Source organism: Rahnella sp. P4_A8 (assembly GCF_056402435.1).
In genome coordinates, this window is the sequence record NZ_JBFUHK010000002.1 from 18,273 (window position 1) to 38,958 (window position 20,686).

Annotated in this window: 15 protein-coding genes and 1 pseudogene; 9 read left to right on the forward strand and 7 right to left on the reverse strand. The window is 53.1% G+C overall.

The window, feature by feature from the left end:
• Positions 1 to 3 precede the first annotated feature (3 nt).
• Positions 4 to 711 (reverse strand): 16S rRNA pseudouridine(516) synthase RsuA, encoded by a 708-nt coding sequence (gene rsuA, locus AC1DUO_RS01295; RefSeq protein WP_013574637.1) that lies wholly within the window; start codon positions 709 to 711, stop codon positions 4 to 6.
• A gap of 332 nt (positions 712 to 1,043) precedes the next feature.
• On the opposite strand from rsuA, the gene radD reads away from it, so the two are divergent.
• Positions 1,044 to 2,807, forward strand: coding sequence for a DNA repair helicase RadD (gene radD / locus AC1DUO_RS01300; RefSeq protein ID WP_449632243.1), 1,764 nt, complete (start codon positions 1,044 to 1,046; stop codon positions 2,805 to 2,807).
• 160 nt (positions 2,808 to 2,967) lie between these two features.
• The gene (rplY, locus tag AC1DUO_RS01305; RefSeq protein WP_013574635.1) at positions 2,968 to 3,258 is read left to right on the forward strand and encodes a 50S ribosomal protein L25; all 291 of its coding nucleotides are present in this window, start codon (positions 2,968 to 2,970) and stop codon (positions 3,256 to 3,258) included.
• A 215-nt stretch (positions 3,259 to 3,473) separates the two neighbouring features.
• Here rplY and yejK read toward each other — a convergent pair whose 3' ends face one another.
• Positions 3,474 to 4,478, reverse strand: coding sequence for a nucleoid-associated protein YejK (gene yejK / locus AC1DUO_RS01310; protein WP_013574634.1), 1,005 nt, complete (start codon positions 4,476 to 4,478; stop codon positions 3,474 to 3,476).
• Positions 4,479 to 4,800: 322 nt separating this feature from the next.
• Between yejK and AC1DUO_RS01315 the strand changes: the two genes are divergently transcribed.
• The 5 genes from AC1DUO_RS01315 to AC1DUO_RS01335 all read left to right on the forward strand — a co-directional run bounded on the left by AC1DUO_RS01315 (position 4,801) and on the right by AC1DUO_RS01335 (position 10,303).
• Positions 4,801 to 5,028 (forward strand): YejL family protein, encoded by a 228-nt coding sequence (locus AC1DUO_RS01315; protein ID WP_013574633.1) that lies wholly within the window; start codon positions 4,801 to 4,803, stop codon positions 5,026 to 5,028.
• A 24-nt stretch (positions 5,029 to 5,052) separates the two neighbouring features.
• Entirely contained in the window at positions 5,053 to 6,834 is a 1,782-nt protein-coding gene (gene yejM, locus AC1DUO_RS01320; RefSeq protein ID WP_477986280.1) for an LPS biosynthesis-modulating metalloenzyme YejM, read from the forward strand.
• A 194-nt stretch (positions 6,835 to 7,028) separates the two neighbouring features.
• Complete coding sequence (locus AC1DUO_RS01325) at positions 7,029 to 7,994, forward strand: glutathione S-transferase family protein (protein WP_013574631.1); 966 nt, start codon at positions 7,029 to 7,031, stop codon at positions 7,992 to 7,994.
• Positions 7,995 to 8,068: 74 nt separating this feature from the next.
• On the forward strand, positions 8,069 to 8,311 hold the full coding sequence (locus AC1DUO_RS01330) for a DinI family protein (protein ID WP_013574630.1): 243 nt from the start codon (positions 8,069 to 8,071) through the stop codon (positions 8,309 to 8,311).
• Positions 8,312 to 8,530: 219 nt separating this feature from the next.
• On the forward strand, positions 8,531 to 10,303 hold the full coding sequence (locus tag AC1DUO_RS01335; protein ID WP_013574629.1) for a penicillin-binding transpeptidase domain-containing protein: 1,773 nt from the start codon (positions 8,531 to 8,533) through the stop codon (positions 10,301 to 10,303).
• A gap of 60 nt (positions 10,304 to 10,363) precedes the next feature.
• On the opposite strand, the gene AC1DUO_RS01340 is transcribed toward AC1DUO_RS01335, so the two are convergent.
• Complete coding sequence (locus tag AC1DUO_RS01340) at positions 10,364 to 10,666, reverse strand: hypothetical protein (RefSeq protein WP_015689534.1); 303 nt, start codon at positions 10,664 to 10,666, stop codon at positions 10,364 to 10,366.
• Between the two features lie 165 nt (positions 10,667 to 10,831).
• On the opposite strand from AC1DUO_RS01340, the gene AC1DUO_RS01345 reads away from it, so the two are divergent.
• On the forward strand, positions 10,832 to 11,218 hold the full coding sequence (locus AC1DUO_RS01345; RefSeq protein ID WP_013574628.1) for a helix-turn-helix domain-containing protein: 387 nt from the start codon (positions 10,832 to 10,834) through the stop codon (positions 11,216 to 11,218).
• Positions 11,219 to 11,319: 101 nt separating this feature from the next.
• Here AC1DUO_RS01345 and ompC read toward each other — a convergent pair whose 3' ends face one another.
• Positions 11,320 to 12,447, reverse strand: coding sequence for a porin OmpC (gene ompC, locus AC1DUO_RS01350; protein WP_013574627.1), 1,128 nt, complete (start codon positions 12,445 to 12,447; stop codon positions 11,320 to 11,322).
• A 775-nt stretch (positions 12,448 to 13,222) separates the two neighbouring features.
• On the opposite strand from ompC, the gene AC1DUO_RS01355 reads away from it, so the two are divergent.
• The gene (locus AC1DUO_RS01355; protein ID WP_217244219.1) at positions 13,223 to 15,211 is read left to right on the forward strand and encodes a DUF4034 domain-containing protein; all 1,989 of its coding nucleotides are present in this window, start codon (positions 13,223 to 13,225) and stop codon (positions 15,209 to 15,211) included.
• Between the two features lie 678 nt (positions 15,212 to 15,889).
• Here AC1DUO_RS01355 and AC1DUO_RS01360 read toward each other — a convergent pair.
• The 3 genes and pseudogenes from AC1DUO_RS01360 to AC1DUO_RS01370 all read right to left on the reverse strand — a co-directional run bounded on the left by AC1DUO_RS01360 (position 15,890) and on the right by AC1DUO_RS01370 (position 20,643).
• Positions 15,890 to 17,059, reverse strand: a complete 1,170-nt coding sequence (locus AC1DUO_RS01360; RefSeq protein WP_013574625.1) for a beta-barrel domain-containing protein — start codon at positions 17,057 to 17,059, stop codon at positions 15,890 to 15,892.
• A 17-nt stretch (positions 17,060 to 17,076) separates the two neighbouring features.
• A complete protein-coding gene (locus tag AC1DUO_RS01365; protein WP_013574624.1) occupies positions 17,077 to 19,254 on the reverse strand; it encodes a type I secretion system permease/ATPase in 2,178 nt (725 codons plus the stop codon).
• Positions 19,255 to 19,304: 50 nt separating this feature from the next.
• A pseudogene (locus AC1DUO_RS01370) lies at positions 19,305 to 20,643 on the reverse strand (TolC family outer membrane protein).
• Positions 20,644 to 20,686 lie beyond the last annotated feature (43 nt).

Below are 20,686 nucleotides of genomic sequence, written 5' to 3' on the forward strand. Positions count from 1 at the left end.
AAACTATCGCGAAGGAACGCCAACGCTGGCCACTTCCTGCTCAGTTAACGGACGGTACTGACCCGGTTCTAAATCTTCATCCATCACAATCTCGCCGATACGTTCACGGTGCAACGCAACCACACGGTTACCGACGGCGGCAAACATGCGTTTTACCTGATGGTAACGGCCTTCGCTGAGGGTGAGACGCACCAGACAGTCTTCGATTTTTTCGAGCTGTGCCGGTTTGGTCAGGGAATCTTCGTTATGCAACTGCACACCGGCCTCAAACTGCGCAGCGGTGTCGTCAGCCAGCGGATGTTCGAGCGTCACCAGATAGGTTTTTTCGCAGTGATGACGCGGCGAGGTGATGCGGTGTGACCACTGACCGTCGTCGGTCATCAGCACCAGACCGGTGGTGTCGATATCCAGACGCCCCGCGGCATGCAGTTTGTAGGCAACGGGTTCTTCGAGGAAATACAGCACGGTCGGGTGATCCGGATCATCGGTAGAACACACGTATCCCTGCGGTTTGTTGAGCATGAAATAACGCGGGCCGGTGATTTGATCCAGCACATTGCCATCAAACTCGACGCGTTGTTCAGGGCTGATTTTCATTGAGCCGGTTTTGACGATTTCACCGTCTACGGTGACACGTTTGTTACGCAGTTCGCGCAAAACCAGCGCGCGGCTTACGCCTAATTGCTGAGAGAGAAACTTGTCCAGACGCATTGGATCGACTTGCCTTCATGGCGATCTGAGTGATCGCGTTACTGATAAAACACAAGACCCCGCCGTCGCAATACAGCAACTGACAGGGTTCAGGGTTGTTCGGTTCGTAATAATTGCAAAGAGTTATTATTACTTCGGGGGGGCAGAAATACTGCCGCATTGAGCGTATTAGTATAGCCGTGCATCCTGCAAGGAAGAAGGAAAATAAGCAGGCTAAACATTCACAGCGGGCGATTTCTTTGCTCATCGCCATCAGCCGGATTTCTTGGCATACTGCATTACTGTTTTTATAAACAGGTAAGTTAACTCAATAACGAACAGGTGATCATCGCGTGACTGTTTTTACCCTCCGCCCTTACCAGCAAGATGCCGTGGATGCCACGCTGCGTCATTTTCGCCAGCACGACGAACCGGCTGTGATTGTGCTGCCGACCGGCGCGGGAAAAAGTCTGGTGATTGCCGAACTGGCGCGCGTTGCCCGCGGGCGTGTGCTGGTGCTCGCCCACGTCAAAGAACTGGTGGCGCAAAACCACAGCAAATACCTTTCTTACGGGCTGGAAGCCGATATCTTCGCAGCCGGTCTGAATCTCAAGCAAAGCAGCGGCAAAGTGGTATTTGGCAGCGTGCAGTCCGTCGCGCCTAACCTGGCGGAGTTCAGCGGTGAGTTTTCCCTGCTGATTGTCGATGAATGCCACCGTATCTCCGACGATGACAACAGTCAGTATCAGCAAATCATCGGCCACCTCAAAGCACAAAACCCGCGCCTGCGGCTGCTCGGCCTGACCGCCACGCCCTACCGTTTGGGCAAGGGCTGGATTTATCAGTATCACCATCAGGGCATTGTACGCGGCGATGCCAACAGCCTGTTCCGCGACTGCATCTATGAACTGCCATTGCGTTACATGATTAAAAACGGCTTTCTGGTACCGCCGGAACGGCTCGATATGCCGGTAGTCAGTTACGATTTCAGCCGCCTGCAGGCCAGCAGTAATGGTCTGTTCAGTGAAGCCGATCTGAATGACGAATTGCGCCAGCAAAAGCGCATCACGCCGCACATCATCAGCCAGATTATTGAGTTCGCACAGGACCGCAAAGGGGTGATGATTTTTGCCTCGACGGTGGAACATGCCGGTGAAATTTTCGGTCTGCTGCCGAAAAGCGAAGCGGCGCTGATCAGCGCACAAACACACGCGGTGGAACGGGACAGGCTGATTACCGCGTTTAAAGCGCAGCAGTTACGCTATCTGGTGAATGTATCGGTGCTGACTACCGGCTTTGACGCACCGCATGTGGATCTTATCGCCATCCTGCGCCCGACCGAATCCGTCAGTCTGTATCAGCAAATTGTCGGACGCGGGCTGCGGCTCGCACCGGGCAAAACGGATTGCCTGATCCTCGATTACGCCGGAAACCCGCATGACCTGTTTACGCCGGAAGTCGGCAGCCATAAACCGGCGGGCGATAACAAACCGGTGCAGGTGTTCTGCCCGGCCTGCGGTTTCGCCAATATTTTCTGGGGAAAAACCACCGAAGACGGCACAGTCATCGAGCATTTTGGCCGCCGTTGTCAGGGCGTGCTGGAAGATGATGAAGGCAATCGCGAGCAATGTGATTTCCGCTTTCGCTTTAAAAGCTGTCCGCACTGTGGCGCCGAGAACGATATCGCCGCACGGCGTTGTCATCAGTGTCAGGAAATTCTGGTCGATCCCGATGATATGCTGAAAGCCGCGCTGCGCCTGAAAGATGCACTGGTGCTGCGCTGTGGTGGTATGAATCTGCAAAACGGGCGCGACGACAAAGGCGAATGGCTGAAGATTACTTATTACGATGAAGACGGTGCTGACGTTTCCGAGCGCTTTCGCCTGACGACGCCTGCCCAGCGCATGGCGTTTCTGCATAACTTCCTGCGTCCGCACCAGCGCGCGCCGGGCGTACCGCTGGAATGGAATACCGCCGCGGATATCGTCGCGCAGCAGATTTTATTGCGTCATCCGGATTTTGTGGTGGCGCGCATGAAAGGCCAGTTCTGGCAGGTGCGGGAAAAAATGTTTGATTATGAAGGCCGCTACCGGCGCGCTAACGAACTGCGCGGGTAACAGGGATGACCAAATCGGTAATTATTCATTGTTGCTGCGCGCCGACTCCGGTATCATACCGCCCGCTTTCGCCTTGTGTGAAAGCCGCAGTACTCAACTCGTCACTCGGTCGCAGGTGGCGGGGCACATTTTAGAAGTAGTTCTAATCGAGAAACATACAATGATCACTATCAATGTAGAAGTACGTCCACAGGACGAGCAGGGCAAAGGTGCGAGCCGCCGCCTGCGTACAGCAAACAAATTCCCAGCTATCGTTTACGGTGGCTCAGCTGCTCCGGTTTCTATCAAACTGGACCACGATTCTGTCAAGAATCTGGAAGTTAAAGCGGAGTTCTACTCTGAAGCAATTACTCTGGTTATCGACGGTAAAGAAACCAAAGTTAAAGTTCAGGCTGTACAGCGTCACCCGTTCAAGCCAAAACTGGCTCACATCGACTTCGTTCGCGTTTAATCGCTGACTGAGTTGTTGCGCATCGGGACGCCGTGCGAGAACAAATAAAAAACGCCGCTTATGCGGCGTTTTTTATTGCCTAAAATCCGCTGATACCCTAAATAATTCAGGTTGCAGGAAGGCGGCAAGTTCGTGAATCCCCGGAGCTTAGATAGCTAAGTGACCGGGGTGAGCGAACGCAGCCAACGCATCTGCAGCCTGAAGTATGACGGGTATTATTTATTGCCCGCTTTGCGCTGCAATTGATCCCGCAGATTCGGCGGTGTGCCTTTAATGGTCAGCGTATCGGTCGCCGGATCCCAGAAAATGCGTTCGCCCATCAGCATGGCATCAAAATTGATGCTCAGACCGCCGCCGCTGCCAGCGAATTTGGTCAGCTGACGCAAGGTGCTGCGGTCGGCCGGGAAGGTTTCTTCCAGCTGATAGCCCTGCTCCTGGGTAAATTCTTTAAATTTCTTGTCATTCCACGGCGGCAGTTCTTCGGACAGATCATCCAGCGCGATCTCCTCGCCCGCCTGCAGTTGCTCGTTGCAGTAGGTATAAACCTGCTGACGGTAATTCTGACGCTCGTTTTTATCGAGCTGCGCTTCGGTACAGAAATCATCAACCGCCTGCAGCAGGCCACGGTTCTGCGCCTTGGTATCCAGACCTTCGGATGCGCCGAGGAAATCCATAAAGAAGTCAGAGACTTTGCGCCCTACCCGGCCTTTCAGGAAGGTGAGGTAACGGGTCGATTCCGGATTGGTTTCCCATTCCGTCAGATCAATACGCGCCACAATATCCGCATGATTGATGTCGAGATAATGAATGCTGCTGACATCCAGCTGTTCATTGACGCGCATACTGCTGCGGCTGTTCAGCACGGCAACCAGTAAATATTCGACTGCCAGGAAGCGGTAATGACAGAAAAGCACCACGCCGCCTTCGGCAAACGGGTATTTCGCCAGTTCGTCACGCAGACGGCCAGTGGCAGCGCGGCTGAATGACAGGAAATCGTCGTCCCCTTTGCGGCAACTGCGTAATGCGACTGCCAGCTCGCTGTCTTCATTGAACAGACCGTACGCTTTGCTTTTTGCACTGTAGACGCGGTGCAGTTCTGCCATCATTTCATCAACGGCAGCATTGGGCGTCAGAAGCGTATCACGCAGCACAACATCCAGCGTTTGCTCATCACGTTTGTTCAACTGGTGCAGAGCGATCTGCTCGAGATCCAGACTCATGGGGATTTTCTCCTGTAAGAATTGCAGCCGTGTAAGAAGGGTTTGTCTGCGGGGCGTATTCAAACACCGAAGCGTCAAAGCCGCAACCGCTCATGCCTTAGAAATAAGAGTTTGATGCGAGAAAAAACCCAAAATAATTCGTGTTGCAGGAAGGCGGCAAACGAAGAAATCCCGATGAGCTTACGCCGGTAAGTGATTCGGGTGACTGAGTGCAGTCAACGCATCTGCAACCCGAAGTGTGAAGGGGTTATAAAAATGCGGAAAACAGAGGCGTGATACGCTAAGATATTGGACTTTGTCGGATCAAGAAGCACAATACTCTATGGCACAATCATCCCGTTACAGTGACGAACACGTTGAACAGCTCCTTTCCGAGCTGGCGACAGTTCTGGAAAAACACCGCGCCCCGACAGACCTGGCTCTGATGGTTCTGGGCAATATGGTGACAAACCTTATTAATACCAGCGTCGCTCCTGCACAGCGCAAAGCCTTGTCGCAGTCCTTTGCGAAAGCGTTGCAAGCGTCGATAAGAGAAGATAAAGCCCATTAATTCACAACTTGCCCAAACCCTCTCATGGTGACAAATCGTCAGCGCTATCGCGAAAAAGTATCCCAGATGATCAGCTGGGGCCACTGGTTCGCCCTGTTTAATATCCTGCTCATTCTTGGGATCGGCAGCCGCTACCTGTTTGTTTCTGACTGGCCTTCTTCATTGCAGGGGCGTATTTACGCGCTGGTCAGCTGGCTTGGGCATTTCAGTTTTATCGGTTTCTCGGCATATTTACTGATCATCTTCCCGCTCACCTTCGTGGTGATGTCACAACGCCTGCTGCGGTTCTTATCCGCTATTCTGGCTACTGCCGGGCTGACCCTGCTCCTGGTCGATACCGAAGTCTTTACCCGTTTCCACGTGCATATTAATCCGGTTGTGTGGGAACTGGTGGTCAATCCCGTTCAGGGCGAGATGGCCCGCGACTGGCAGCTGATGTTTATTGCTGTGCCGGTGATATTCCTGCTCGAAATGCTGTTTGGTACCTGGGCGTGGCAAAAGCTGCGCAGCCTGAACCGCCGTAATTTCGCCAAACCGATTGTCGTGCTGTTCATTGCCAGTTTCTTTGCTTCGCATCTGATGTATATCTGGGCGGATGCCAACTTCTATCGCCCGATCACTATGCAGCGCGCGAATCTTCCGCTGTCGTATCCGATGACGGCGCGCAAATTCCTTGAAAAACACGGCTTGCTGAATGCCGGTGAATACCAGAAACGGCTGATCGAACAAGGCAACCCTGAAGCGCTGGCAGTGGAATATCCGCTGAATACCCTCAGCTTCGCGAAAACCGGGTCGAAGTATAATTTGCTGATGGTGGTACTCGACGGTGTCCATACCGCCACGCTGGATAAAGACATGCCAGCACTGAGTGATTTTGCCAAACATAACATTCGTTTTGATCAGCATTTCAGTTCCGGAAACCGTAATGACACCGGGCAGTTCGGCCTGTTCTACGGGATTTCGCCAAGCTATATGCAGGGGATTCTGGCGGCGCGTAAACCTTCTGCACTGGTGACATCGCTGGAGCAACAAGGTTACGAATTTGGTTTATTTGCCTCAGACGGTTTTAACAGCCCGCTGTATCGCCAGGCATTACTGACCGATTTCACCTTGCCGCCGCCAGTCAAACAGACTGACCAGCAAACCGTTTATCAATGGCAACAATGGCTGAATGGCCTTGGCAACGGACCGTGGTTCTCCTACGTGAACCTGAACGGCATCAGCAGTGCATTGCGTCAGGACGGGGCCAGTGTGCCAACCGGTAACACCTTTATTCGTCGCTATCAGAACGGTGCACTGGGCGTGGATGATCAAATCAAGGCCATCCTGCAATCGTTAAAAGACCGCGGAGAGCTGGAGAAAACTGTGGTGGTCATTACCGCCTCACACGGTATTGAATTCAACGAGAATGGCACCTGGGGGTCAGGTAACTCGATGAACCGCCGCCAGTTGCAGGTTCCGCTGATCATTCACTGGCCGGGCACACCGGCGCAGAATATCGATAAGCTGACGGATCATGCCGATGTGATGACCACGCTGATGCAGCGCCTGTTGCACGTCACTACGGCCCCGGCGGATTACTCGCAGGGCGAAGATTTGTTCGCTGCGAAGCGTCGTCATAACTGGGTCACGACCAGCGACGACGGTACGCTGGTGATCACCACCCCGGACCAGACGCTGGAACTGGAAAATAACGGGGATTACCGCGCTTTTGACATTAACGGCAAGCGGATTAAAGATCAGAAACCCGAGCTTGGCTTGCTGCTTCAGGTGCTGACAGATGAAAAACGCTTCCTGGCAAACTGACATTCGCCGTTAGCGCAAAAATGAAAGCCAACCCTGACCGGTTGGCTTTTTTATTGGGGCCACGCCCATTTTCCCCTATCAAATTATTTGACCTTCTTCTTGAAAATAATGTCGTTTATAGCGCAGCCTGAAACCGTTACGGTGGACCCTATATTCTGATAACTTTCTAAAAAAATGAGCGGAGTGCAACCATCGTGGCGGGACTGGTCAACGGAAAATGGGTAAGCGGCGACGTCGCGAAAGAAGAAATAAAAAACGGGGCATTTCATCGTGAGGAAACTGCCTTTCGCCAGACACATCTTGAGCCGGAAGCCGGACGGTATCAGCTTTTCGTCTCTTATTTGTGTCCGTGGGCCTCGCGCACGTTAATTTTCCGCCATCTGAAAGGGCTGGAAAAATTCATTCAGGTATCCGTTGCTCAGCCAGTGATTGGTGAAAATGGCTGGACGTTCGACACGCCGCAGGATGCAGGCGAAAAGATTGAGCAGGTGCGTTACATCCATCAGCTCTATACCGCCAGCGATGCACACTATACCGGCAAAGTATCCGTGCCCGTACTGTGGGACCGTCGCGAAGGACGTATCATCAATAATGAATCGGCTGACATTATCCGCATTCTTAACCATACGTTTGATGCACTGACCGGAAATCGGGATAACTTTTATCCTGCTGCCCTGCGCGAAGACATCGACCGCTGGAATGAAGTGATTTATCACGACGTCAACAACGGTGTGTACAAGACAGGCTTTGCGAAGACTCAGGCAAGCTATAACGCCGCCGTGACCCAACTGTTCGGCACGCTCGATACCCTTGAGGCGCATTTAAACACCCACCGGTACATGGCCGGTGAATATATTACCGAAGCCGACTGGCGTCTGTTCGTCACTCTGGTGCGTTTCGACAGCGCGTATCACGGTGCCTTCAAATGTAATATTCGCCGTATTGAAGACTATCGAAATCTTTCAAATTATTTGCGTGAACTCTATCAGTGGCCGGGGGTCAGCGACACGGTAAACCTGGCGCATATCAAACAAGGTTACTACGGTATTTTATGGCTGAATCCGACAGGTATCGTTCCGGCAGGTCCGCAGCTTGATCTGCGCCGCCCTCACGATCGTCAGCGTCTCATCGGGCGCGGCGTTATGCAGAGAACAGACTAAAAATCACTTGGACCCGCACAAATAAGACTGTATATTTCAACAGTTATTTCTCCCTGTCTTTTATGAGGAAAGTTATGCGGGTCGAACTGATTTTTGACAAACGGAATGTCTCCGGCATCCCCAATGCCAGTGAAAAGATTGAAGCGGAACTGGTTAAACGGGTACACCGTCTGTTTCCTGACGCGGAAGTAAAAGTAAAACCGATGCAGGCTAACGGGCTGAATACCCACGGTGCCAGCAAGCAGGAACGTTCGCAGTTAAACCAAATGTTAGAGGAAATGTTCGAAGAAGCCGATGAGTGGCTCGCTGTGGAGTAAAAATCCACCTTGCCGTTGCACTTACTTACAAAGAGCAATTGAAATAAACAATCCATCGCTATGGCTTAATATAAGATGTGCGGGTTATACGAAATTCATTATCAATCAGAGCGATGAGTTGCACAGAATGAGGTACAGACCTGGGTGATTTCATCCGGTACATTGTTCCCGCACCTTCGCTTTTCGCTTCACACGCGCCAATGACTTTGCGAAACCGCCATGCCACCGAGCCTAAAAAAATCCAGCGCCCAACCTAATTTCTACACCAAGCGCTTTGCGCTGATTTGTCTCGGTATTGTCTGTTGTCTGGCGCTTCTGCTCGGCCGGGTGGGCTACCTGCAATTGCTCAACCAGCCAATGCTGGAAAAAGAAGCCGACTCCCGCTCGTTGCGTTCCACTGTCATCCCTGCCGGGCGCGGCACTATTGTTGATCGTAACGGCCATCCGCTGGCGCTGAGCGTCGCCTCAAAAGACATTATCGCCGATCCGTTCCGTGTGCTGGAATTGCACAGCGACCTGAACAGTCCGAAGTGGCAATATCTGGCTTCCGCGCTGAATATGCCACTTTCGCAGCTCCAGCAAACCATCACCAGTGATCCTCAACGCCGCTTCGTCTATCTCGGCCGCAAAATAGAAGAAGGCATCGCCGCAGATATCAGCCAGCTGCACCTCGGCGGCATCAGCAGTCAGCTCGATGACAGCCGTTATTACCCGATGAGTGAAGCCGCAGCAAATCTGGTCGGCGTCGTCGGGACAGATAATGAAGGTCTGACAGGCGTTGAAAAAGGCTTTAATGCTCTGCTGCAGGGCAAACCGGGCATGCGCGAATACCGTCAGGATCGCCATGGCAATGTGATCGGCATCCTGAAAGAAGTCGCGCCACAACAGCCGCCCACCATCAACCTGAGTATCGACAGTTTTATGCAGTACGTTTTGTACTCGCGGCTGCGCGATGGCGTTACGCTTAACCAGGCTGAATCCGGTGCTGCTGTTCTGGTGGATGTGAATACCGGTGAGATTTTAGGGATGGCGTCCTATCCGTCCTATAATCCCAATAACTATGCCGGTGTTCAGGCAAAAGACATGCGAAATGTGGCGATCAGCGACAGTTTCGAACCGGGTTCGACGGTCAAACCGCTGGTGGTGATGGCGGGTCTGAACCGCCATATGATCCGTCCGGATTCCGTTCTCGATACCCATCCGTATACCGTTAACGGCCACCTGATCCGCGACGTTGGTCATTGGCCAGCGCTGACCATCACCGGTATCTTGCAAAAATCCAGTGACATTGCGGTGTCGCACATTGCGCTGGCGATGCCTGCCAGTGTACTGGTTCAGCTTTATCAGTCCTTTGGTTTGGGCAAACCGACAGATCTGGGTATCGGTGGCGAAAGCAGTGGTTATTTCCCGCTCCACCGTGACCGCTGGGCTGATATCGAGCGCGCTACCTTCTCCTTTGGCTACGGCCTGCGCGTCACGCCACTGCAAATCGCCCGTGAATACGCCACGATTGGTGCCGAAGGTATTTACCGCCCGCTGTCGATAACCAAAGTCACGCCGCCGGTGCTTGGTACCCGTGTGATGTCGGCTGACGTGGTCAGAACCGTGATTCATATGATGGAAAGTGACGCCCTGCCCGGCGGCTCCGGCCTCAGCGCTGCGGTGCCGGGATACCGTCTGGCGATTAAAACCGGTACGGCGGAAAAAATGGGAGCCAGTGGCAAATACGACGGCGGTTACATCAACTACACCGCCGGTGTTGCGCCTGCCAGTAATCCGCGTGTTGCACTGGTGGTGATGGTCAATAATCCGCAAGCGGGCAAGCACTTCGGTGGTTCGGTTGCAGGCCCGATTTTCGGGCAGATTATGGGCGAAATCCTTAACCATATGAACATTGCGCCGGATGCGCTGGTGCCGGAAACGCCACCAACGACGGTGATTAATGGCGGGCAGAAAACCGATCTGGTACGTCGCCCGGCCACAGACGGTTAATCAAACGCGAGCAAAAAGATTAAAAATTTCTGACAGACTGGATCTCGCAGAAATAAGCGGTTAACGTTCGCAGTGTTTGTGGCTAAAGAAATTGCTGGCTGACTCACTGTGGAGGAAGAGCGCAGGCTCTGTAAAAAAAGAATGAAACGGCTTCTTATCGTATTTTTGATCTTTGTTGCGGTTTGTCTGGGTGTGATTGCACTGAATATGCAGGGCAGCAGCCCCTGGTAACTGAGTTCCGTTCCCTGAAAAGGGATAAAGGGAGACATCATTTTGCCAACCGGTAAGAACTTTGTGGTTTTGATTGTTCTTATTCTCGTCGGGATAGTCGTGGTGGACGATGGCATCGCCCGTTTGATCCACTGGATCCTGTTACGTTAAAACATGGCCCGCGCGGCTGTCATTACAGTCCTGCCCACCGGGCTATTATTGTCTGCCCAACCCCTGAACATCTCTGAGCAACAGCTGCCACGCCAACCTGGCGAACTCGTGTATAATAGCGATATTCAACCTTAATACAGACTGGTTATGGCTCAAGACATTCATATCGCTATCGTCTGCGCACTCAGCAAATGGATTGAAGGCCATCTTGGTCGTGTGATCCATCTTGAAGAACTGGCTGAGTATTCAGGCTATTCGCTCTGGCACATGCAAAAACTGTTCAAAGAATCGACAGGCATTTCTCTGGGGAAGTACATCAGGGAACGCCGTCTGGCAAGTGCTGTTTATCAGCTGAGCAGCAGTGAAACCCCGATTTTTGACATTGCTATGGATTTCGGTTTTGGTTCGCAATCGCATTTCACCTACATGTTCCGCAAGCGTTTCAACATAACGCCACATGAATTCCGCCAGAACCCTGACATCAAACTTGATGTCTCTCCCCCGCTGCATCTCATCCATCAGAAATCTGCCTGAAGCTGTCAGAAACCCACAAAAAACGCGGCCATCAGAGGCCGCGTTCTTTTACTGCTTATTCTTTACTGCTAAGCGCTATTCTGTGTCTGAGAAAGGCACGCTTAGAACTGATACACCAGACCTACCGCCGTCACGTCATCGGTATTGATGCCAGCGTTGTCGGTGAAGGTGCTGCTGTCGATCAGGTTAATTTTATAGTCAACGTAGGCTGACATGTTTTTGTTGAAGTAGTAAGTCGCACCGAGGTCAACAAATTTAACCAGATCCTGATCCTGGTAGTTATTACCCAGACGGTCTGAACCTAAATCTTTACCGCGGGTTTGGTTATAAGCTACGAACGGACGCAAACCGAAATCGAACTGATAACTTGCATAGGCTTCAAATGCCTGGGATTCGTTAGCATAACCGTAAGCTTCTGAATCGGTGGAACCGAAGCGGGAAGCGTTGTAAGCCTGGGTAAACATCGCAGCCAGATAGACGTTATTCGCGTCATATTTCAGACCACCGGTGTAACCTTCGGCTTTTTTACCGTCGCCCATGATACCCGGTGCAGAGTTCTGCTCGTCAGTACGGTCAGAGTTGAAGAAGGCACCCGCTACGCTGACGCCCGCGCCAATATCGTAGCTCAGCGACATACCGTAACCGTCGCCGTTCTGTGTCAGCACATCACGGGTACCTGGTTCGCCGCCGCCGCTGTCGTTTTTACCCTGATATTGCAGGGCAAAGTGCAGGCCATCGACCAGACCAAAGAAATTGTCGTTGCGGTAAGTTGCCACGCCGTTGGTACGCTGATAAAGGAACTGGTCAGCACCATAAGTGGAACCATCGAACTCAGGCTGCATGTCGGTCCAGGCGGCAACGTCATACATCACGCCGTTGTTACGACCGTAGTCGAATGAACCCATGTCGCCAAATTTCAGACCTGCAAAACCATAACGGGTAAATGCGCGGTCACCGTCATCAGAGCTTTCAGCCTGATTAGCCTGAACCTGATATTCCCATTGGCCGTAACCCGTCAGTTGATCAGTAATCTGGGTTTCGCCTTTGAAACCAAGGCGGATGTAGCTCTGATCGCCATCAGAACCTTTGTCGTTAGAGAAGTAGTGCAAGCCATCCACTAAACCGTACAGGTCCAGTTTATTACCATCTTTATTATAAACTTCTGCCGCACTTGCTGATCCCGCCACCACTAAAGCAGGGATCATGAGTGAAAGAACACGGATTTTCATTTTTTTGTCCTCGATAGGTGTCGGACCGTGCCACTAAATGTAAAGTACAGTTTTTTTTACCGCTTTAAATCTGCATAACGTTTTTTGTATCTGTATAAATGTTGGCCCGACATGGCAGTTCCATTCTCATGATATAGATTCTTTTAATCCAGAAAGAAAATGATACGAAATTAGTGAAGACATTACGTATATATTAGAATATGTAACAATATATTAATTTTGCGTAAATTTACGTCTGTTTATTTTTGTTAAAATAAAGCACGCAAAGCTAATTTAATAAAAAAATGATATATATCAATTAATTAATTAAACCCGTTACCGCACTAAGTGATAAATCATACATTCAGCAATAATATATACTCTCTCTCGCTATCATCATTATTTGTTATTCAATTACCCTCATTCCCCGTTTTGTGGAAACAACAGCCGGCCCTTTGTGGCCGGTTTTTTTTTGATTTACAAAGATATAATATCACTCTGTGATATTCATCATTGATTATATCGCGCCCGTTGACTGTATTTCTCCATAATTACTTCACATTATCTCCATCTTTTGAATTTCGATTTTCTTAATATTCGATATCTAATCCATTAAATTAATAAGGTATTTTCGGAAAATTATTAATCGATATTGTGGAGAGGCTTTGTTGGTCAGCGACACTTCAGATCCGTTACTATAGCCAAAGTCAGACCAATCCCGCTGATCACCGCCGGGAAGACCGATAAACTGCGGTGCCACGCAACAGCTTCTTTATTCAACCGTTCAGGGAACCTCATGCCACAACAGGATCAGCTAGACAACATATCCAAAGCCAGAATGCTTCTGGCAACCCGCCGTTTTCTAAAACTCGACGAGTGGCTGTTGTCACTGATGCGTGGCTGGCAGAATCAGGGCGAAGGCCAAAGCGATTACGGCCTGCTGATGCATCCGGCCACTCTGTTTACCGGTACGGAATCGCCTGCACTTAATCCGCTGGAAGTTCTCAGTGACTGGGCGCAGCAATGCCCGCAGAGCTACCACGCTCACGTATTGCTGGGCATGGTCTGGCATGAAAATGCCTGGTTGATCCGCCAGTCTCAGGGCGAAAATGAAATTGAAGATCACCAGTGGCTCGGTGCCCAGTTGTGTTGCGATTACGCCGTGCTGGCGTTTTTACGCGCCATCGAATTACACCCGCGCCCGACTCATGCGTTCCGCCATCTGATGAATCTCAGCGGGGGTTTCGGTGAGCCTTACTGGCTGAAATCTCTTTTCGCTGGCGAAATCCCCAAGCCCCTGCATGAGAAGTTTTCGATTCAGGACAGTGAAATCTGGCAAGCCGGGGTGGCGCATATCCACGCCCTCGGGTTCGAACCTGCCACACACTGGCCGCAAATGTTACCTGCCGCGTTACAGCAAACCCGAAAAACCGGTGAAGAAGCGCTGGATTACTGGTTGCGCATGGCGATGTCCGTGCGTCACGCCGACGTCGGCACGATGGAATCCTACCTGTTATTCCATTCCGCGTTCTGGGGCGGCAGCGACGAGCAACAGATGCTGATTATCGACAGCCCGCTGTGTGCGGAATTCAGCGATGAAGAACGTAACCAGTTTCGTGCGAACGCGCTGTGCGATGCGCTATCCGGCGATATTGCAGAACGGGAATCACCGCGGGCGCAGGAACTCCAGCAGCGTTTGGCGACTTTACTGGCTCAGCCCCTCACGCCTGAAACCCGCATCCGCCTGCTGGATCTCGCCGGGATTTGTACCGCTTACTGGCAGGATGATGATCAGGCCGGCCTGACCGTTTATGACGCATTGTTCGCCGTTTCACCGCAGGCGATGCCGGGCCATTCTGCCCGCATGTTTATTTCCCGCGCCGTGCTGGCAAACGGTCATGAAGAAGGTTTGCCGGTACTCACTCAGTTACTGACCCGCGGCCTGAGCCAGGCCAATGATCCGGTGCTGGTCGCGTTTGCCGCGACGGCGCTGCAATTCGGATTGTACGGACTGCCAGCCCGGCCAGAGTTAAGTGAAGGGCTGATGGAACACGCATGGTCGCTTATCCAGCAATCGGGGGATGAACAACCGGTCAGCGATCTGGTCACGCTGGCGCATGATATGGCAATCAATGACGACATCGATGCCGCTCATTTTCTGATGACCGGCATGGCGCGCCACGGCAGTGCCATTCACTGCTACGAGCTGTATTTCTTCTACCGCAACGGCTGGCACCATGATGTGCCTGAGCATTATCACAATGACAGTAATGCGATGGATTGTGTGCTCAGCGCCGCCCGCTCTGGCATGGTTCCGGCTATGTTTACCTGCGCTAACGCGCTGCGCGACGGGCTGAGCGGCGAACCGGATTATGAACAGGCGATGCAGTGGTATCAGCGCGCGATAGACGCCGGGCACCTGTCCGCCGCCTACTATCGCGCCAGTTGCGCACTGGATAATGGCTCAGATGCCGAGAAACGTCAGGCAGCAGAAGTGTGGCTGCCGGAAATTCTGCATAACGCCGCACACCCGGATCGCGCCGAAGCCGCTTATACCCTTGGCATGGCCTGGCTGACCGGTACCGGTGTGAAGAAAAACCGTTATATCGCGGATAAATTTATGGAATTCGTGCTTGAGCTGAACCCGGAATCCGAGGCTGCGAAGCAGGTTCACGATGAACTCAGCGGCTCGCTGCGGGCGAGGATGAATCTTTGGCAGGATAAGCGCAAGACTGAGATTGAAGATCCTATCGCCGGGTTTAGATTGCAGGAGCCGCTGCAATAGCGGCTTGAACACCTTTTATAAAGGTGCAAATTTTGGGTTTTCACTGGCCGTGAAGGCTTGAGCGGGAATATTTTGGTTTCTCACTCGCCGTGGAGGCTTAATCGGGAATATTTCGGTTTCTCAATAACTGTTATCGCAGAGCCTTTCGCGCCGAAACCGACCAAGAGGGAAAAGTGCTTTTTCCCTCTTGGATCTCCCTTCGCTTTTCAACAAGCGCTATCGCGTGCTGGCTATGTTTCAGTTGCCGCAGAGACAGGCTGGAAATCTTGCCGCTGCGCGGTTCCTTCTCTCGGTCTTCGAGCCACAGGTCTCGAAGCCGCTCCGTTCAGCAAGATTTCTGAATCGCCCGCACGATCTTAAATTCAACGACAGAATGTTTTATCTTTCCTCCTCCCCCTGCGAAGGGGGAGGTTGGGAGGGGGTTTTACGGGCTAACACTTAGTCAAAGCTTACTTTAACTCTCTGATTTTTCTTTAATACCCCACCCCAACCCTCCCCTTCGCAGGGGAGGGAGCTTTATGGCTATCACTGCGGCAGCTGAAACATAGTCAGCGAGCAGAGCGCGCAGTTAAAATACCGCCGGAGTCCAGAGGGCGCGCGCTTACGCGTCCTCTGGGCCAGTTTGGGCGGCGAGCCCAAGGTGTTGACTTTAAAGCCTCAGCAGCAGCGCCCTCCTGCTTACCTCTCCCTCAGGGATTCTTTCACCTTATTCAACGGTTTAATCAGATAATCCAGCACGCTTTTCTGACCGGTTTTGATATCCACATTCGCCACCATCCCCGGCACGATCGGGAACTGGCGCCCGGCTTTGTTGGTCAGGAAAGCTTTGTCGGTGCGGACATACACACGGTAATAATACTGGTCGCGCTTCACTTCATCCTGCAACGTATCCGGTGAGACACCTTCAACTTTACCGTCCAGATCGCCATAGATTGATGAATCGTACGCCGAGATTTTTACCGTGGCAGGCAGTCCGGGGCGGATATAGGCGATGTCGCGCGGGTTAATGCGGGTTTCGATCAGCAGCTGATCTTCAATCGGCACGATTTCCATCAGCTTGCCACCCGGTTGCAGAACACCGCCGACAGTGGAAACCTGAATGTCTTTAACAATGCCGTGAACCGGCGAATACAGCTCAGAGCGCGTCACCTGATCTTCTTTACCGGCCAACACCTGTAATTCAGCATCCAGATCGGCGTTATTTTTCACCTGCTCCTCACGCGCACGTACCGCGTACTGATTAGTGGCATCGTCGATTTTTCCGCGCAGTTCGCTGGCCTGACGTTTGAGGCGAATGACTTCGACCTGTCCCGCCGCGCCTTTGGCCACCAGGGGTTGCGTCATGTTGATTTCATCGTTCACCAGTCTGAGCGACTGTTGCAGGTTAGTCACCGTTTCATCACGGTTCTGCTTACGTGATAAATATAACTGGCGTTCACGCGCCACCAGTTCCGGCGATTTCATGGTTTCGGGGCTGAATTTCAGCGGTGCGCCGGTCAGTTCAGCGCTCAGACGTTCAGAAGAAGCACGTAATGTCCGCACACGGGAGGCGGCCTCGCCATAGTTTGACTGAGAACGTGTCGGGTCAAGCTGCGCCAGAAGCTGTCCGCGATTCACCACTGATCCTTCCTGCACCATCAGTTTTAAAATTACGCCACCATCGAGCGAGTCAATTTGCTGTGCTTTGCTCGATGGCGTCACTTTGCCGGTACCGACCGTTACTTCGTCCAGCACAGCAAAACGTGCCCAGACAAAAAACACCAGCAAACTGGCCAGCGTGCCCCAGATAATCCACGAGACTTTGCGGCTTTCGGCTTCCAGTTCATCATGCAATGTCAGATGTGCCATGCGGTGTCCTTAGCAGCTCAGGCTGCGCCTTGTTTTTTATCGTCCATGACCGCCGCTGCCGGAGCGGGCGTGGTGCTGGCTACTTTGGCGAGGATCTGATCCCGCGGTCCGTCAGCCACCACGCGCCCGTTATCCATCACGACGATCCTGTCCACCAGCCTGAGCAACGCCGGACGGTGCGTCACCACAATCAGCGTCCGCCCCACCAGCCAGCCATGTAACTGACGGATGACGTATTCTTCCAGTTGTTCATCCATCGACGCGGTCGGTTCGTCCATCAGCACCACCTGCGGGTTACGCAGGATCATGCGGCTCAGCATCACCATCTGCCGCTGACCGCCGGACAACCCGCGCCCGCCTTCGTTAATGATTTTATCCAGGCTCGACGCGTCGGCCTGCACCATCGACAACGCGCCACTGATACGTAACGCCTGCAGCATTTCCTGGTCAGTCGCGTGCGGATAACCCAGCATCAGGTTCTGACGCAAGGTGCCGAAAAACAGCCGCGAATCCTGCGACAGATAACCGAGCTGGCGGCGGATATCCGCCGGTTCAACTTTAGTCATGTCGACGCCGTCGATGAGAATTTTCCCCTGCGACGGGCTGGCCTGCCCCGCCAGCAGTTTGAGCAATGTGGATTTACCCGCACCGACTTTCCCGAGGATTGCCACGCGTTCGCCCGGCTTGATCTCCAGTTGCCCGATACCGAGCACATTCGGCGCGTTCTCTTTGTCGTAGGTGTATTGCAGATTACGCACATTGAAATGGCCGCTGAGCGTCGGGCAATGTGACAACTGTGCATCCGCTGGCCGGTCAACAGGTTTTTTCAGCAGTTCATCCAGCCCGCGCATGGCGCTTTTCGCATGCTGCCAGCGGGAAAACACCATCGTCAGTTGCATCAGCGGCGCGATGGTGCGCGATGACAACATGCTGCTGGCGACCAGCGTACCGGTGGTGATGTCGCCGCTGAGCACCAGATACACGCCGAAAACCAGCATGCCGCCGTAAGTCAGTTGCTGCACGGTGGAGGCCCAGCCTGTCAGGCGCGCGCCCCACACGCGTTGCTTCATGCCGACCGCCGCGCTCACTTCGTGCGTCTGTTCCCACTGACGCTGGAAATAGGCTTCCGCCTGCAAGGCTTTGATGTCTTCGATGCCTTCGATGGTTTCCACCAGCACGGCGTTGCGCAGTGCGCTTTCGCGCATACCTTCTTTCGCCAGTTTGGCCATCGGCCACTGGATCAGAATGCCGGGAATGACAATCAGCGGGATCGCCAGCAGCGGGATAATCACCAGCGGGCCACCGATGAAAAACATGATGCCAAGGAACAGCAACACGAAAGGCATATCCGCCGCCGCGCTGATGGTGGTCGAGGTCAGCAGTTCGCGCACCTGATCGATTTCACGCAACTGAGAGATAAAGGAACCGGTGGATTTCGGCCGGTCGTCGTTTTTGATATTCATCGCCCGCACGAAAAACAGCGAGGAGACTTTCAGATCGACTTTCTTGCCCATCAGATCCGACACCAGCGTACGCATCAGGCGGATGACATATTCCATCCCCGCCGCCAGCACCACGCCGAAAAACAGCACCCACAAGGTCGGGTAAGATTGCGCCGGAATAACGCGGTCGTACACCTGCATTGAGAACAAAATTCCCGCCAGCGCGAGCACGTTACCGAGAATAGAGGCCAGCGAGATTTCCGCGATTTTGCGCCCGGAACCACGGAAGTTATCCCAGAACCAGTGTTTTTTATGCGGCTGAACGAACGGGTCGATACGCTGATCGCGCCCGCGCGGTGCCACGCCAACCAGAAAGACCGGGCCGGTGCTTTGCTCAAGCAACACCACCAGTTCAGCCGAACGCACTAAGTTGCCGCCGTCGCTCAGCCAGTAGTCCACCATGCCGTCGTCGTGCAGATTTTCCAGTACCGCAATGCCACCCTGTTGCAGCGTAATGACGGCAGGTAACACTTCCTGACGCCAGCGCACCTGATTCCAGCTGACCATACCCACCTGAAGCCCCATCAGACCGCTGAGCCGGTCGAGCTGACGCCGCAACGGCTGATGTTCGAACCAGCGCATTTGCTGGCGAAGATAAAGCGGATCTGCTGGTTTACCGAATGTTTCGGCCACGCGCCCCATGGCGCTTATCCAGACGTCGATCGACAAAGGTGTTGTTGCTTCATTACTCATTTCAACCTCGATATCGAATGCTTCTGGTTTATTCCCGTCCTGTCCGCGCCTTACAGCATCGGGATGGTGTCACCTGTTTGTTTGTGTCTGTCGATGCCTAACATATCGACCAGATTGTCCACGGCGGCGGCGTAGCGCACCGTCGCATCCCAGCCGTCATACAGCGCGCCAATGCGCGACGTATCGGCCTGAAAAACGTCCTGCTCAACGCTGAGCAAATCGTTCAGGCTGCGCTTGCTGAGTTTGTATTCATCCTGATAAACGCTGCGGGTATGCGTCGCGCTGCCGAACTGTTCCTCACCCGCCAGTTGCCGCTGCTGACCGCCGATCATATCGGCATAAGCTGCCGACGCTTTCTGGTTGATGTCCAGCTTGGCTTTTTCGACTTCGGCCTGTGCCGCCTGCCGCTGGCCTTCTGCCGCGCGGACTTTGGCGCTGACCGCCCCGCCCTGATACACCGGCGCATCCACCGCCGCTGTTTTCATAGCGCGTACGTCCTGCCTGCACTTTCAGGGTCGGCCAGTGCTGAGCTTCGGTCTGATTAACTTCTTCGATTGCCGCCTGCTGTTTAGCCTGCGCGGCACGCACCAGCGTACTGTTTTCGTAAGGGATTTTGTCGAGGGTCACTTTCTGGTCCAGCAGACTTTGCGGCAGATCCGGCAAATTATCGGACACCACGCCGGTCAGCACCGTCAGTTGTGCCTGCGCAGAACGTTGCTGCGCGCGGTATTGCTCAACGGTGGCTCTCATTCCGGCGATACGCGTTTCTGCCTGCAACACGTCAGACTGTGAACTCAGTCCGGCGTCTGCCCGCAGTCTGGCGGTGTCCCGCACACGTTCGAGAGAAGCGATATTGTCGCGCGCCGCCAGGCTCAGCGCCTGATAGCGTTTGACCGAGAGATAGGCCTGCAGGGTACTGAGCGCCACATCAGTCATTGTGCTGTAAAGCGAATAACGATAGGCATCAGACAGGTATTCCTGCTGACTGATGCTGCCGCCGGTACGACCAAAGTCATACAGCAGCTGGCTGAGCTGGACGCCCGCCGATGCGTTATTACTCAGGCTACCTGCCGAGTCAGTCTGATGTGATTTTCCGGCAGTTCCCTGTAAGGAAATCTGCGGATACCAGGCGCTTTTTGCCTCATCAAGGTTGCCTTTGCCGACGCGAATTTGCGCCGCCGCTTCTGAAATTTGCGGATTACGCGCAAATGCCCGCAGGATGGCATCCTGCAACGTCAGGCTGGCACGCATCTCCTCGGTCGGCGCAGCCTGCCAGTTAAATTCCGGCTGTTTAACCGCCGCCGTCACCCCCGTATTCCCTGTTAAACCGGTCAGGCACAAGGTGCCCAACATCACGGTCAGTGACCGCATCACTCTCTTATTTTTCATTACCGACACCACTTAATTACGCCGATTTATATTTTTGGTACTG